The following is a 13,037-nucleotide window of genomic DNA, read 5'->3' on the forward strand; positions in this document are numbered from 1 at the left end:
GGCGCGGCGGGGCGAACCTGGGCCGGTGCCCGCTCCCACTCTCGGCGGCCGCGGCGAGGACCTCGCCGTCGCCTACCTGACCGACGCCGGACTGACAGTCCTCGACCGCAACTGGCGCTGCCGCGAGGGGGAGCTGGACGTCGTCGCCCGCGAGCGCGACACCCTCGTCTTCTGCGAGGTGAAGACCCGGCGCGGGACCGGCTACGGCGTCCCCGTCGAGGCCGTGACGCACGCCAAGCAGCGGCGGATCCGGTTGCTGGCCCAGCGCTGGCTGGCCGCCCACGACGAGCACGCGCCCGAGGTGCGCTTCGACGTCGTCGGCGTCCTCGTCGGCCGGGACGGACCGGCCCAGGTGACGCATCTCCGGGCGGCCTTCTGATGACGCTGGCGCGCACGTGGTCGGTCGGGCTCGTGGGCGTGCGCGGTGCGCTCGTCGAGGTGGAGCTGGACATCGCGCAGGGCCTGCCGGGAGTCGCCCTGGTGGGCCTGCCCGACGCCGTGGTGCGGCAGTCGGTGGATCGGGTGCGTGCCGCCGTGGTGAACGCGGGCGGGGAGTTCCCGAACCGCCGCATCACCATCGGGCTCTCCCCGGCGTCGATGCCGAAGCAGGGGAGCGGGTTCGACCTGGCGCTCGCGGCGGCGGTGCTGGCCGCGGCCGGCACGGTGCCCGGCGAGTCGATCGACCGGCTCGTGCTGCTCGGCGAGCTGGGCCTCGACGGGTCGGTGCGCCCCATCCGCGGCGTGCTGCCGGCGGTCCTGGCCGCGGTCCGGGCCGGCCATCCGCAGGTCATCGTGCCGGCGGCCAACGCCGACGAGGCCGCGCTGGTGGCCGGCATCGAGGTCCTGGCGGTCGACTCCCTGGGCCGGCTGGTCGAGCACCTGGCCGGGCGGGCGCGGCTCGCGCCGCACGTGCGCGGTCCCGCACCCGCGCCGCCGTCCGCACCCGATCTGCGCGACGTCGTCGGCCAGGTGGTGGGACGTCGGGCGGTGGAGGTCGCGGCCGCCGGAGGGCATCACCTGTTCCTGGCCGGGCCACCGGGGGCGGGCAAGACGATGCTCGCCGAGCGGCTGCCCGGGATCCTGCCGCCGCTCGACGAGCAGGCCGCGCTGGAGGTCACGGCGATCCACTCGATCGCCGGGACGCTGGCCTCGGAGGCGCCGCTGCTCGCCCGGCCTCCGTTCGAGGCGCCGCACCACTCGGCGACCATGGCAGCCCTGGTCGGTGGCGGGTCGGGCCAGATCCGCCCCGGCGCGCTGTGCCGGGCCCATCGCGGCGTTCTCTTCCTCGACGAGAGCCCGGAGTTCCCGAGAGCGGTGCTGGACACCCTGCGCCAGCCGCTGGAACGGGGCGAGGTGACCATCTCCCGCGCCTCGGGCTCGGCGACCTTCCCGTGCCGTGCGCAGTTGGTCCTGGCCGCGAACCCGTGTCCGTGCGCCGGGGCGGCGGGCGATCCGGCGTGCACGTGCAATGCCCTGGAGCGGCGCCGCTACCAGTCGCGCCTGTCGGGGCCGCTGCTCGACCGGATCGACCTGCGGGTCGAGCTGCCTCCGGTCACCCGTGCCGCGTGGCTCGACGGGCTGGACGAACCCGAGTGCACGGAGGTCGTCGCGGCCCGCGTGCGGGCCGCCCGGGCTGCGGCCTCCGAGCGGCTCGCCGGCACGGGCTTCGAGCTCAACAGCCAGGTGCCCGGCCGGCTGCTCCGGGGGCGCTTCGCGGTGCCCCGGTCGGCGCTCGGGCTCGCGGAGCGGGCCCTGGAGCGGGGCGCCCTCTCGGTGCGCGGGTTCGACCGGGTGCAACGCGTCGCCTGGACGTTGAGCGACCTGGCCGGGCGCACCGTGCCGGATGCCGACGACGTGGCCGAGGCCCTCGGCATGCGCCTGCAGCGGGTCGCGGCATGACCTCGCTGGAGGAGGACCTGGAGGACGCCGCGGCTGCGGCACCCGCGCCTGGCGTCGTGCACCCGGGGGTGCGGCGGGCGCGGGCGTGGTTGAGCCGCGCCGTGGAGCCGGGGACCGTCGACTTCTGGCGCTACGTCGACGACCTCGGCCCGGTCGACGCCGTCCGCCGGCTGCGGGCCGGTACCGCGCCCGACCGCATCCGAGGGCTGGTCGGCGCGCGGGCGGAGCAGGACGCCACGCTGCCGGACCTCCGACGTGCCGAGCGGTGTGCCGCACGGTTGGTGATCCCCGAGGACGAGGAGTGGCCGGCGCTGTCGCTGCACGCGCTCACGCTCGGCGTCGCGGGCGAACCACTCGAGTCGCGGGACCAGTCCGACCGCACCCGTGCGCTCGTGCCACCGGTCGCCCTCTGGGTGCGCGGCGCCGGCCGGTTGGACGAGCTGATCGACCGGTCGGTCGCCATCGTGGGGTCGCGGGCGTCCACGGCTTACGGCGAGCACGTCGCCGCGGAGCTCGGGCACCAGCTCGGGGAGCGGGGATGGACGGTGGTCTCCGGCGGGGCCTACGGCATCGACGCCGCGGCTCACCGCGGCGCCCTCGCGGCTGATGCCCCGACGGTGGCGGTGCTCTCCTGCGGGGTCGACCGGCCCTACCCGGCGGCGCACGGCGCGTTGTTCCACCGCATCGCCGAGTCCGGGCTGCTGGTCAGCGAGTGGCCGCCGGGCTGCGCCCCGCTGCGGCACCGGTTCCTGGTCCGCAACCGGCTCATCGCGGCGCTGACGCGGGGGACCGTGGTCGTGGAGGCGGCAGCCCGGTCGGGTGCCCAGGCGACGGCGAACCGGGCGCGCGAGCTGGGCCGTGCGGTGCTGGTCGTCCCGGGCCCGATCACGTCGGCCATGTCGGTGGGCTGTCACGAGCTGCTGCGGAACGAGCAGGCCGATGCTCGGCTGGTCACCTCGGCGGCGCACGTGATCGAGGCGGTCGGCCGGATCGGTGACGACCTCGCCGAGCCCGAGGCGCGTCCGGCCTCCCCGAGGGACGGGTTGTCGGACGTCGCGGTGCGGGTGCTCGACGCCTGCCCGGTGCGGATCGGCGTCAGCCCCGAACGGCTGGCCGCGGTCGCGGGGTGCGACGTCCTGGAGGTGCTGCGGGTGCTCCCGGCGCTCGAGCTCGCGGACCTGGTGCAGCGGACGAGCTCGGGATGGCGCCTGACGCCACCTCCACGCCGCTCCGGAGCTGCGACCGGACCCGGCGCGGCACCTTGACGCCGCGGACGCGCCGACGGACGGTGCCCCCGTGGGGTCCGGGACGGCAGACGCGCGCGCCGCGCTCCCGTCCGCCCTGGCCGAGGTCCTCGACGGCTACGAGGACCACCTGCGGGCCCAGCGCGACCTCTCCGAGCACACCGTCCGCGGCTACGTCGCAGACGTCGTCGGCCTGCTCGACCACCTGGCCCGCCGGGGCGGCGAGCAGCCGCACCACCTCGACCTGCCGGCGCTGCGCAGCTGGCTGGCCCAGGGGCGGACCAGGGGGCACAGCCGCGCGACCACCGCCCGCCGGGCCGCCGCGGCCCGTTCCTTCACCCGCTGGCTGCACCGGTCGCAGCTCACCGCCGAGGACGTCGGTCTCCGCCTGGTCAGCCCCAAGGCGCACCGCACGCTGCCGGACGTGCTCGCACCCGACCAGGCGCGGGCGGTCGTGGAGTCGGCGGCCGGTGCCGAGGAGCCGGTCGGCCTGCGCGACGCCGTCGTCCTCGAGCTCCTGTACGCGAGCGGCATCCGGGTCAGCGAACTGGTGGGCCTCGACGTCGACGACGTCGACCGCGGGCGCCGCGTGCTGCGGGTGCTCGGCAAGGGGCGCAAGGAGCGCTCCGTCCCCTACGGCGTGCCGGCCGAGGCCGCCCTCGACGCGTGGCTGAGCCGCGGACGGCCGGCCCTGGCGGTCGCCGGTTCGGGCCCCGCGCTGCTGCTCGGGGTGCGCGGCCGCCGTCTGGACCCTCGCGAGGCCCGCCGCATCGTGCACGCAGCCACCGCCGCCGCGCCCGGGGCGCCGGACGTCGGCCCGCACGGGTTGCGGCACTCGGCCGCCACCCACGTGCTCGAGGGCGGCGCGGACCTGCGCTCCGTTCAAGAACTGCTCGGTCACGCTAGCCTCGCGACCACCCAGATCTACACCCACGTCACGGTGGAGCGGCTCCGCGCCGTCCACGCCCAGGCACATCCCCGAGCCTGAGGCCTGCGTACGGCAGAGTCACGACCACGACCGGGCAGGACCACGGGGCGCGAGCCCGGACCGCGAGCGAGGAGGGCGACCGTGCCAGAGGCCACGATCGAGATCGACGAGACCGGTGAGAACACCGAGGTCTACCTCGCGGAGCTGTGGACCGACTACGTGGCCGGGCGGGAGCCGGAGCTGCGCGACCGGCTGATCCTGCACTACGCACCGCTGGTGAAGTACGTCGCCGGCCGCGTCGGCAGCGGTCTGCCGGCCCACGTGGAGCAGGCCGACCTGATCTCCTACGGCACCTTCGGCCTGATCGACGCCATCACCCGCTTCGAACCGACCCGCGAGGTCAAGTTCGAGAGCTACGCCATGGCCCGCATCCGGGGCGCGATCATCGACGAGCTGCGCAACACCGACTGGATCCCGCGGTCGGTGCGCATGAAGGCCCGGCAGTTCGAGCGCGCCGTGGCCGAGCTCGAGGCGAAGCTGCACCGCACCCCGAGCGACGAAGAGGTCGCCGAGGTCATGGAGATGGACGTCGAGGACATCCGCAAGTTCCTCGGCCAGCTGTCGCTGGTCAACGTCGTCGCCCTGGACGAGCTGCTCACCGACGACGACGGCGGGGCCCCGCGGCTCGGCGACACCCTCCAGGACACCAGTGCCCTCGATCCGCAGGCGATGGCCGAGCACGGCGAGGCACGCCAGCTCCTGGCCCGGGCCGTGGAGCAGCTGCCCGAGCGGGAGAAGGTCGTCGTCTCGCTCTACTACTTCGAGGGCCTCACGCTCGCCGACATCGGCCGGGTGCTCGGCGTGACCGAGAGCCGCATCTGCCAGCTGCACACCAAGGCCGTCCTCCACCTTCGGACCAAGCTCGCCGACATCGTCTGACCTGTGAACGGACACGATAGTTGAGCAATGGACACCTAACGTGAGCACAAGCGTCGGTGGACAGGACAGTTGAGCAGCACGTCCTGCGGTCTTGTTGCAGGTCAGAGCCTCGCGGTGCCTGTTTGGACACCACATCTGAGCAGGACTGCGCCTTGGACACCACAGTTGAGCAGGACTGCTCTCTGGACACCACAGTTGAGCAGGACCGCTCCCCGGCCTCGGCTTCCATGAGCGACCCCAGCGGCGGCTACAGGGAGAGCCACGTGCAGAGGCTGCTTGGCATGGTTACTGGTCCGGGCTCTGGCGCCGCTGCCCAACCCGGCGACGGGTCGGTCTGCCCCGTCGTTGTGGTTGACGAGCAGGGCAGACGTAAAGCCGCCGACGGCCGTCGGGTGGAATCCCGATTCCTGGCTGTCCGTGGCCTTCACCTTCGGGGGAGCCGCCCATCAGGTGGCTGGACGGCGGAAGCCTGCTGGCTGTCACGACGTGGGCAAGTAGTAGCGCTCGCGTCGTGCGTACGACTGCTCGGGTTGAAGGTCAGCGGCTCACGCTGGCGGCCCGGAACCCCGGGAGAGGCGTGATCAGCGCCGACCTGGCCGCAAACGTCACCGTCATCGAGACGCCTCGGGGACTGAACCCACGCGCCCGTGCGGTGGTGCATCTGAATGGTCGGGAATACGACCTCCCACCGGTTACGACTACGAACTGAGCCCGCCCGGGCAGTTGCAGGCGGTCAGACACCTGTCGACACGCTGCTTGAGGTCGGCGGCGTAGCCAGTGACGATCTCTTCTAGAGACGGAGCCGCGCGGCGGCGAAGTGTCGTGTACGAGGAGATGGCGAGGTCGGTGGAACGGCGCACCGCTGACCGCGTTTGGATCATCGGAGCAAGTGCGGGGTCGCCGCTGGTGATCTCGCTCCAAAGCCAGATCGTCACGTCGCGGCGACGGTCGTCCCAGGGCGTGTCCTTGCGGGCGACACGGGCGGCGAGCATTGCTTCGCGCAGACGCTGCCAATCGTCCTCGGGGATGTTCCAGGCGGCGTTGAGGTGGCGGCGGCGGTGACCGTAGTTGACCGGGTTCGCCTGAAGGTCTTCGGCGACCAAGCCGATGAGCCTGCGGAACTCATCGGCGCGGTCGGTGCGCTTGCAGGCCCGCCCCGCGCGAATCAGCGCGGACTGGGCGCTGACGCGCGGGATGCCGAGCCGCTCGGCGGCGGTGCTCAGGTCGCAGTCGTCGATGAGTTGGGTGATCGCGATCGGGACGGCGCGACGAATGTTGCGCTGTTCGGTCCGGTCGAAGGTGGCGAACCAGCGCTCGTAGTGGGCCTCGTCGAGATAGGCGGGGACGTGGTCGCTAGTGATCGTCAGCGTCGGGCAGGCGGCGCGGAGCATGTGGACGCTGAAGGCGCCCGCGCGGTTGGGGGCGAAGTAGCGGAACAGCCCGTCGGACGGCTGGGCGGCGGACCGGACGCGGCCCCAGGCGAGGCTCTCGCGGTCGTCTGCGGCGGCGACCAGCGGAGGCAGCAGGTCGCGGGCGGCCTCCGGGGCGGGCAGATCGAGGATTGCGGCAGCCTCGTGCAGGAGGGCAGCGAGGACGCGAGTAGCGGTCGGTGCCTCGGTCCAGGTCCGGTCGGTGCGGTCGTTTTCGCCCCGGCTGACGCGGCGCTCGTTGCGCGCGTCGAGGTGGGCTGTCAGCGCCTCAGTGAACTCGACAGGCAGTGGGGCCGCTGTGGGCCGGTGGTCGGCGAACTGGAGCAGGACGGCGACTGCGCGGAGATCGCGGAGGTACTGGGCCGGGGTGACCGGTACGCCGAGGCTGTGAGTCTCGGTGCTGCTGCCGTCCAGGATCGCGTCCAGGTGGCGCTGAAGCGCCAGCAGCGGTTTGGGGCAGGGATGGGTCGCCTGGTGATCGATCCGGTGACCACAGAGCGCGGCTCCACGGTCGGGGCGGCTGCGACAGGCGGCGGGGTGGAGTGGGTCGAGCCCCGGGTTTGGGATGAGGCTGCGGATCCTGTTGCCGGAGGCCCCAAACTGCTGGGTGCAGCGGGTGCAGGTGTCTTCGAGCAGGACGTTGTGGTGGGTGCAGGCGATCGCCCAGGGCGTCTTCCAGGCGGCACGCCAAGTCACCCGCTCGGGAGCGATGTCATCGGTGTCGGCCAGGCATCGCGGGCAGGCGCGGGTGAGCGTGGGCACGAACCAGCCGTTGCCCTGCACTGTCCGGGCCGCCTTGCCGGGAGCGCTGCTGTCGAACAGCAGCCCGTCCCAGCGGGACAGCGTCAAGCCGGTGGCCTCGTCGGTGGTCAGGTTGCTGGCGTGCGCGAACCGGGCGGCGATCTCCTCTGGGAGGGCGACGGCGAACCGGGTGTCGATGCTTCCGGCCGTCGAGGCGTGCTCCAGGCCGGTCCGATGCGCAAGGTCGATGGGTCGGGCGTCGAGCCGGTGGGCGAGGTTGAGTAGGTAGCCGCTGAGCGTCTCGCCGGGCTGCGGAGCGAGACTGCGCGGCAGCGGACGGGGCAACGCGGGATGGAGGGTCATGCCGCCCCATTGCGGGGCCGGGCGCCGTTGAACACGGTGCTGCGGGAGCGGGTCCGCCGAGCGGTCTCGCGAGCGGGCAGGGCGGTCGGTTCCGCCGCCCGCTGGCTCTCGGCCGCATCGTCGAGGGTGATGTAGTTGAGGACCTCGCGGGACAGGTACTCGCCCGTACCTACGCCGGTGTGCGGCTGTCCCAGAACCAGCAGGGATGCCTCGGTCAGGAGCCGGGTGAGAGTGCCGACGGAGCCGCGGGTGCGGCGGAGCAGGTAGGCCGGTGTGTCGCCGTCGGTGAGCATGCCGGGGGTCTTGTCCAGCAGCGGCAGGTCTTCCTCGACGGCCTTCAGGTGCGCCAGCCAGCCCGCGAACGCGTCGCCGGTCTCGTCACTGAAGGCGCGCAGGTCGTGAACGGTGAACCGGGCGCGGGTCTGGGTGAGGATGTGCTTGCTCCTCGCGCTGGCCTGCCCTTCGTAGAGGAGCCCGGAGCCCCGGACGTTGACTCCGATGCCGAGGATGGTCGCGCCTGTCTCCATCAGCGAGCGGATGAAGTCAGCGGCGTTCTGGTCGGCTTCCCGGTGCATCTTCAGCCGGGTGATGTCATCGAGGACCAGGAGCCGAGTGCCGCAGGCGACCATGATCTTGCGGACCTTGGCGGTGAGTTCTGGCGCGTACTCGCGGCTGCGGGGAATCTCGCCGTAGAAGCCGAGGAGGTCGCGGCATAGGCCCCGGATGGTTACTTCCGAGCCGATGCTCAGCCATGCCACCGGGACCCAGCGGTCGCGGTTTCCGGCGATGTCGGGAAAGAACTGCGCCCTCTCGCGTTGCGAGTCGTCGAAGCGGGCGGCGATCTCGCGGACCAGCGTGCTTTTGCCGAGGCCGCCGTCAGCGGAGACGAACATTCCGGGCCGCACGCCAGGCGTCTTGTTGGCGGTGTTCGCCCGCAGCGTGAGTGCGATCTTCTCCATCACCTCCTGACCCATGGGGGTCTGGTGGCACGGCAGGTTGCCGATGGCCGTTTCGCGGGCCATGTCGTACAGGCTGCGGTGCGCATCCGGTAGCCGGTCGTACTCGGCGCGGGTGAGCAGCGCGGGTGGCTGATAGTCGTCGCGGTGCTCGACGTAGTGCTGCCAGCCATCCAAGGTCGTGATTTCTTCGTCCGGCGGGGGCTCGGCGAGCCATTCTGCGGGCATCGGGGGCACGGTCATGGTCACGCCTCCTCATCTCCTTCATCGATCAGCAAGGGGGCATCGGTTGGGGAACCGGCTGCCGGGGTCAGAGCCGCTTCGCGGGCCGCCCGGAAGGCGTCGGCGTCGAACCCGAAGATCGACTTGCTGCCGCTGCCGAGCCGTGGAGCGGGGGCCACGGCCTCTTGCTCCTCGGTGGGGATCTGTGTTGCGTTCTTGCGGGCGCGGGCGGTGTCCAGCGCGGTGACCGGTGAGACCGGCCGTACGGGCTGCGATGGCACCTGGGGGTCCTCGTCGGTCTCGTCGAACGAGTCGGCGAACCGAGGCACATCGGAGGCGGCCTGGTCGCGCTCGACCATCTGCTCCTGCCGCTGGAGCCGACTCCGCTCCTTGAGGATCTTGCGGGCCTTGGGGGACAGCGTTGACCACTCGGCTACCGGCTCATGCACGGCCAGGATCTCCGAGAGCAGGATCTCGGCGAGCGCGTCCTGATCGTGCGGTGCGATGCCGCGCTTGCGCCGCAGGGAGGTGAGTGCGGCGGCGTGCCGGTCGTTGAAGCACGGGGTGTGCCGGGTCGCGCCAACCCACGTCAGTGGGTGGTAGACGCCGTCCGCGTCGAGGAAGAACACCCGCCGCAGATCCCGCGGGTCGTACCGGACGGTCCACTTGCCCTTGTGGCGCCCGCCGTAGGGGGACGGCTCGTTGCGTAGGCCGTTGAGGGCTTCACCGTCGTAGTACAGGCCGCGGATGTGCACGCCCCGGCTGTGGACCTTGACGTGCGCGACGTGCAGCAGCGCGTAGTAGTCATTGCTGGACAGTGCGCGCAGCGGAACGCCGGTTTGGGCCAGTCCGTACTCGTAGAGCGTGTTCGGGCTGAACGAGCCTTCGGGGCACCAGTCGGGGCGGGCGTCGGACAACTCGTGGTTCTGCCAAATCCGCACTGCCCACCACGACACCAGATCCTCGATGTCCTGCACGCTGTACTTGACCTGCTCATCGACGTCCGACCCGCGCTCGGAGGCGTCGGAGCCGCGGTAGCCGGACAGGTACTGGAGCAGCATCGTGCGGAGTGATCCGAAGGCACGTTCGACGACCTGCTTGTCCGATCCGGTGCGAACCCGTGCGGGGAGGATGTCGATGCCTTGCTGGGTCGCGGTGGCGACGTTGATGTGGGCCTTGTAGGTGTTGCCGTGGTCGGTGACCACGGCCTCGGCGTTGACGAACGGCATGCCGGAGTAGGACTCGTCGCCGTAGATGTCGGTGAGGATCGTCTCCGGCAGACCGACGAACGGCCAGCGGTGTTCGTCGCCCCAGCCGGGCAGCATCGGCTTTGGCCTGCCGATCTCGCGCAGCAGGAAGGTCACGTCGATCGCTTGCTCGGAGCCCTCCAGGACGCGGATGGCGACGATCGAGCGGGAGTACCAGTCGACGGCCATGACGATGACGCCGCGGATCACGCCCTCGAACTCGGTGCCCGCCAGCAGGACGTCGAGGCTGCACGTGTCGATGCAGACGAGTTCGCCCGGCCGGGTCGGGTTCGCCCGCGAGAAACCCTTGTCCGGAGCCGAGGTGGCGCTCCGCCGGGTGCGGGCCTTGCCGTTCAACTCACTCGGCAGGAACCGGTCCTGGAACCAGCGACGGATGGTGCGCTCGCAGGGGAACCGCTCGTCCTTCTCGTCGTACTCGAAGACATCGATCAGGTACTGCTTGACCAGCAGGTAGCGGGCCGCGTGCGTCTTGTTGGAGTCCAGCCGGGTCTTCTCGAAGACCTCCTCGCAGGCCGCGGCGACCTCTTCGTTGATGGAGATGCGTCCGGGTGACCGGCGGACACGCCGCCGGTCCACGGTCCCGGACAGCGCGCAGCCATCATTGAGGGACTTCGCGATCCGACGGATCGTCGCCACCGACATCTTCGTTCCAGCGTCGGCCGCGTGCTCATTGTCCAACTCGCGCGCCTTCGCCTCCCGACGCTGCATCAGCGTGGTCGTGGCCGGGTCGTACTCCGGGCGCGGCTCGTGCGGCAACGCCACGTCCGGGGTGCCGGAGCGGTAGCCGGTCTCGGCTTCGTAGACGTGCGCGATCCGCTTGGCGAGGATTTCCCGTGCCCGCGCGTCGAGCCGCTCTACCGCGGAATCCACGATCCGGCTGGGCTTGGCGGTGACCTCTTCGATGTGCGGGTGGGTGACGAACTCGTCGAGGCTCATGGTCGCCTGCTCGCCCTCGTCGTCGCACAGACGCACGAAGCCCTTGTTGTGGTTCACCTGCGTGATCAGCCACTCCTGACTGTCGACGCTCACGCGGATGCCGCGGGCCAGCCGGACGCTCACGCCGTCACCTCCGTCACGAGCGCGACGACGGACTCGTCGGTGAGCACCTGCGACAAGTCGACGCTGATCTCGCGGTCCCAGATCAGCCGCTGGAGCACCGCACGAGCCAGCACCGGCACGTCGGTGGCGGCGACGACCTCGCCGAACCGGGACGGCCCCCGCTCGGCGAGGAAGTCGAGCATCTGACCACCTAGCCCCAGGACGTCGACCGTGCTGCGCGTGGCGCTGAGGGTCTTGAGCGCGGTGAGCGCGGGCTGGGTGTAGCCGACGACCACGGCTTCGCACCAGCCGCGCAGCGCGCACACGGCACGGGTCGCGGCTGCGTTGGCCAGCAACTGGGGCTTGACCAGGGCGGCCGGGCGAACGTTGATGATCCACATTTCGCCGTCGATGACCGCGGCGAAGTCCGGCGTGTGCTTCTTCCACGCGGCCCCGTCATGCCAGGTCAGCGTGAACGGCTGGCTCGCTACGTCGTTGAACCCTTCCTCGAAGTCGAGAGTGATCAGCAGGTCCCGCTCGAACAGCGACTCGTGCCAGTGCAGCCGGTCCGTCGAGGCCATGTAGTGCAGCCCCGCGCGGGCCGTGCTGCGGGCGTGCCAGGTCGAGTTGCGGATCGGATCGGCGTCCAGCAGGTCCGTCGGCTCGACCTCCCGCACGCTCACCGTCTGCTCGTCCCTACCGTGCCGGTAAGTCACCGACCACCGGTCCGGCCAGCCGGTCGTGAGCACCGGCTCCTGGCCGTGGTGTGCCGTCGTCGTCTCGCAGACGTCCAGCCAGGACGCCTCGTCCGACAGCAACGGGTCGCGGTCGCCGGTGGGGTCGTACCGCAGAACCGGCGGCAGCAGCCGCACGCCGAGCAGGGCTTCGAGGTCGGCCGGGGTGGCGCGCTGGAGGGTGCGCAGCGACGGTGCGGCCGTCGGAAGCCGGTAGTTGGCGGTCAGGGCCGTGGTCATGATCGAACTCTCCTTTCGAACATGTGTTCGAGTACGCCAATAACGTAGGCGGTGGGGATGACAGGAACGGGCAGGTCAGGGCGCCAAGCAGGGGTTCACCCGAGCGGTTGGCGATGGATGGCTGGCTGACGGATCTCCTGGATCGGTGAGCCGCTGGTCGGCCCGACGTATCCGAGAGTCACAGGACATGGACCGTCCGTGATGTGTCGTTGTCACGAATGACGCCCGCTGTCGCATACGCTGCGTCAAGCCAGCAGGTGCGGTCGGGCCAGGAAAGCGCAGGTCAGCGGCCGGATTGCCGAACCGTCCGGTCCCATCTGTGCCGGGTACTCGTGACGTCACGAATGACACGCGTGACTGTCACGAATGACAGGAAGGACCGTCCGTGCCACTGCCCGAGGGCATCCGGCTCACCAAGATCACTCCCGCGGAATCGCGGCCCCAAGAGCCGATCGTGCCCATGGAGGACGTCCCCCTCCGGTTCCCCAACGGCAATCCGCTCGGCCGCCGCGCCCCCGACAACACCAACTGGTGCCTGTGCTGCGACCTGACCATCTCGCCCGGTCCCCGAGCGGCGTTTTGCGCCGACCATCGCCGCGAACGCAACACCGCCGCACAGCGAGCCGGACGCGGCCAGGAACGCCCGCCGGTCGTAGCCGTCCGCACCGAAATCGTGGACACAATCGTGAGCAAAACCGACCGGCTCCATCAGGTGATCGGCCGAGCCACCGCCGAGTTCAACCGCACGTCCCAGCCACTGGTCGGCAGTTGGATCGACGACCTCATGCTGGTAGCCAAGGACCTCAGCCTCGCCGTCGACTACGGGCTCCGACCCGCCTCCAGCCACCGGCACGTATCCGAGCGAGAGCGCCGAGCACAGGCTGCCGAGCCGTCGAAGCGGGAGGTCGACTGACGGCCAGAAGCGGGTCTCCGTCTCCTCAGCCTCGGGTGGAATGTCGGCACCTGCCGTCACTTAGCGGCAGGCTGCGCGCAACGGCCGCGATGTCGCCGTGCTGGTGACGTCCCGCTGAGTGG

The 13,037-nt window shown here is 71.3% G+C and carries 10 protein-coding genes; 6 read left to right on the forward strand and 4 right to left on the reverse strand.

The genetic code is table 11. The features are described 5' to 3' along the window. The first annotated feature begins 25 nt into the window (after nucleotides 1-25). The 5 genes from A6V29_RS02470 (at nucleotide 26) to whiG (ending at nucleotide 5,010) form a co-directional block, all read left to right on the forward strand. Entirely contained in the window at nucleotides 26-379 is a 354-nt protein-coding gene (locus tag A6V29_RS02470) for a YraN family protein (RefSeq protein WP_137158813.1), read from the forward strand. Continuing rightward, the gene (locus tag A6V29_RS02475; RefSeq protein WP_137158814.1) at nucleotides 379-1,899 is read left to right on the forward strand and encodes a YifB family Mg chelatase-like AAA ATPase; all 1,521 of its coding nucleotides are present in this window, start codon (nucleotides 379-381) and stop codon (nucleotides 1,897-1,899) included. Before A6V29_RS02470 ends, A6V29_RS02475 begins: the two co-directional genes overlap by 1 nt. Next, nucleotides 1,896-3,164: a DNA-processing protein DprA gene (dprA, locus tag A6V29_RS02480; protein ID WP_137158815.1), complete on the forward strand. Its 1,269-nt coding sequence runs from the start codon at nucleotides 1,896-1,898 to the stop codon at nucleotides 3,162-3,164. The genes A6V29_RS02475 and dprA overlap by 4 nt, the downstream gene beginning before the upstream one ends. Before the next feature lie 31 nt (nucleotides 3,165-3,195). Then, on the forward strand, nucleotides 3,196-4,131 hold the full coding sequence (locus A6V29_RS02485; RefSeq protein WP_137158816.1) for a tyrosine recombinase XerC: 936 nt from the start codon (nucleotides 3,196-3,198) through the stop codon (nucleotides 4,129-4,131). Nucleotides 4,132-4,212: 81 nt separating this feature from the next. Then, nucleotides 4,213-5,010, forward strand: coding sequence for an RNA polymerase sigma factor WhiG (gene whiG, locus A6V29_RS02490; RefSeq protein ID WP_137158817.1), 798 nt, complete (start codon nucleotides 4,213-4,215; stop codon nucleotides 5,008-5,010). Between the two features lie 698 nt (nucleotides 5,011-5,708). Here the strand turns inward: whiG and A6V29_RS02495 are convergent. The 4 genes from A6V29_RS02495 to A6V29_RS02510 are packed head-to-tail and all read right to left on the reverse strand — an operon-like array spanning nucleotide 5,709 to nucleotide 12,002. After that, nucleotides 5,709-7,544: a TniQ family protein gene (locus tag A6V29_RS02495; RefSeq protein WP_137158818.1), complete on the reverse strand. Its 1,836-nt coding sequence runs from the start codon at nucleotides 7,542-7,544 to the stop codon at nucleotides 5,709-5,711. Further along, complete coding sequence (locus tag A6V29_RS02500; RefSeq protein WP_249932943.1) at nucleotides 7,541-8,743, reverse strand: TniB family NTP-binding protein; 1,203 nt, start codon at nucleotides 8,741-8,743, stop codon at nucleotides 7,541-7,543. The genes A6V29_RS02495 and A6V29_RS02500 overlap by 4 nt, the downstream gene beginning before the upstream one ends. Before the next feature lie 2 nt (nucleotides 8,744-8,745). Further along, on the reverse strand, nucleotides 8,746-11,049 hold the full coding sequence (locus tag A6V29_RS02505; RefSeq protein ID WP_137158820.1) for a Mu transposase C-terminal domain-containing protein: 2,304 nt from the start codon (nucleotides 11,047-11,049) through the stop codon (nucleotides 8,746-8,748). Further along, complete coding sequence (locus A6V29_RS02510; protein WP_137158821.1) at nucleotides 11,046-12,002, reverse strand: hypothetical protein; 957 nt, start codon at nucleotides 12,000-12,002, stop codon at nucleotides 11,046-11,048. Before A6V29_RS02510 ends, A6V29_RS02505 begins: the two co-directional genes overlap by 4 nt. Before the next feature lie 385 nt (nucleotides 12,003-12,387). Here A6V29_RS02510 and A6V29_RS02515 point away from each other — a divergent pair, with 385 nt between their 5' ends. Continuing rightward, nucleotides 12,388-12,915 (forward strand): hypothetical protein, encoded by a 528-nt coding sequence (locus tag A6V29_RS02515; RefSeq protein WP_137158822.1) that lies wholly within the window; start codon nucleotides 12,388-12,390, stop codon nucleotides 12,913-12,915. Nucleotides 12,916-13,037: the final 122 nt, after the last annotated feature.

It is taken from the genome of Blastococcus sp. CCUG 61487 (assembly GCF_005222955.1).
In the GTDB taxonomy this organism is placed as follows: domain Bacteria; phylum Actinomycetota; class Actinomycetes; order Mycobacteriales; family Geodermatophilaceae; genus Blastococcus.

Excerpts from the sequence above, each read along its gene's own strand:
- A6V29_RS02475 (WP_137158814.1), top strand. The coding sequence starts at position 379 with ATGACGCTGGCGCGCACGTGGTCGGTCGGGCTCGTGGGCGTGCGCGGT.
- dprA (WP_137158815.1), top strand. The coding sequence starts at position 1,896 with ATGACCTCGCTGGAGGAGGACCTGGAGGACGCCGCGGCTGCGGCACCC.
- A6V29_RS02495 (WP_137158818.1), bottom strand. The coding sequence starts at position 7,544 with ATGACCCTCCATCCCGCGTTGCCCCGTCCGCTGCCGCGCAGTCTCGCT.
- A6V29_RS02500 (WP_249932943.1), bottom strand. The coding sequence starts at position 8,743 with ATGACCGTGCCCCCGATGCCCGCAGAATGGCTCGCCGAGCCCCCGCCG.
- A6V29_RS02510 (WP_137158821.1), bottom strand. The coding sequence starts at position 12,002 with ATGACCACGGCCCTGACCGCCAACTACCGGCTTCCGACGGCCGCACCG.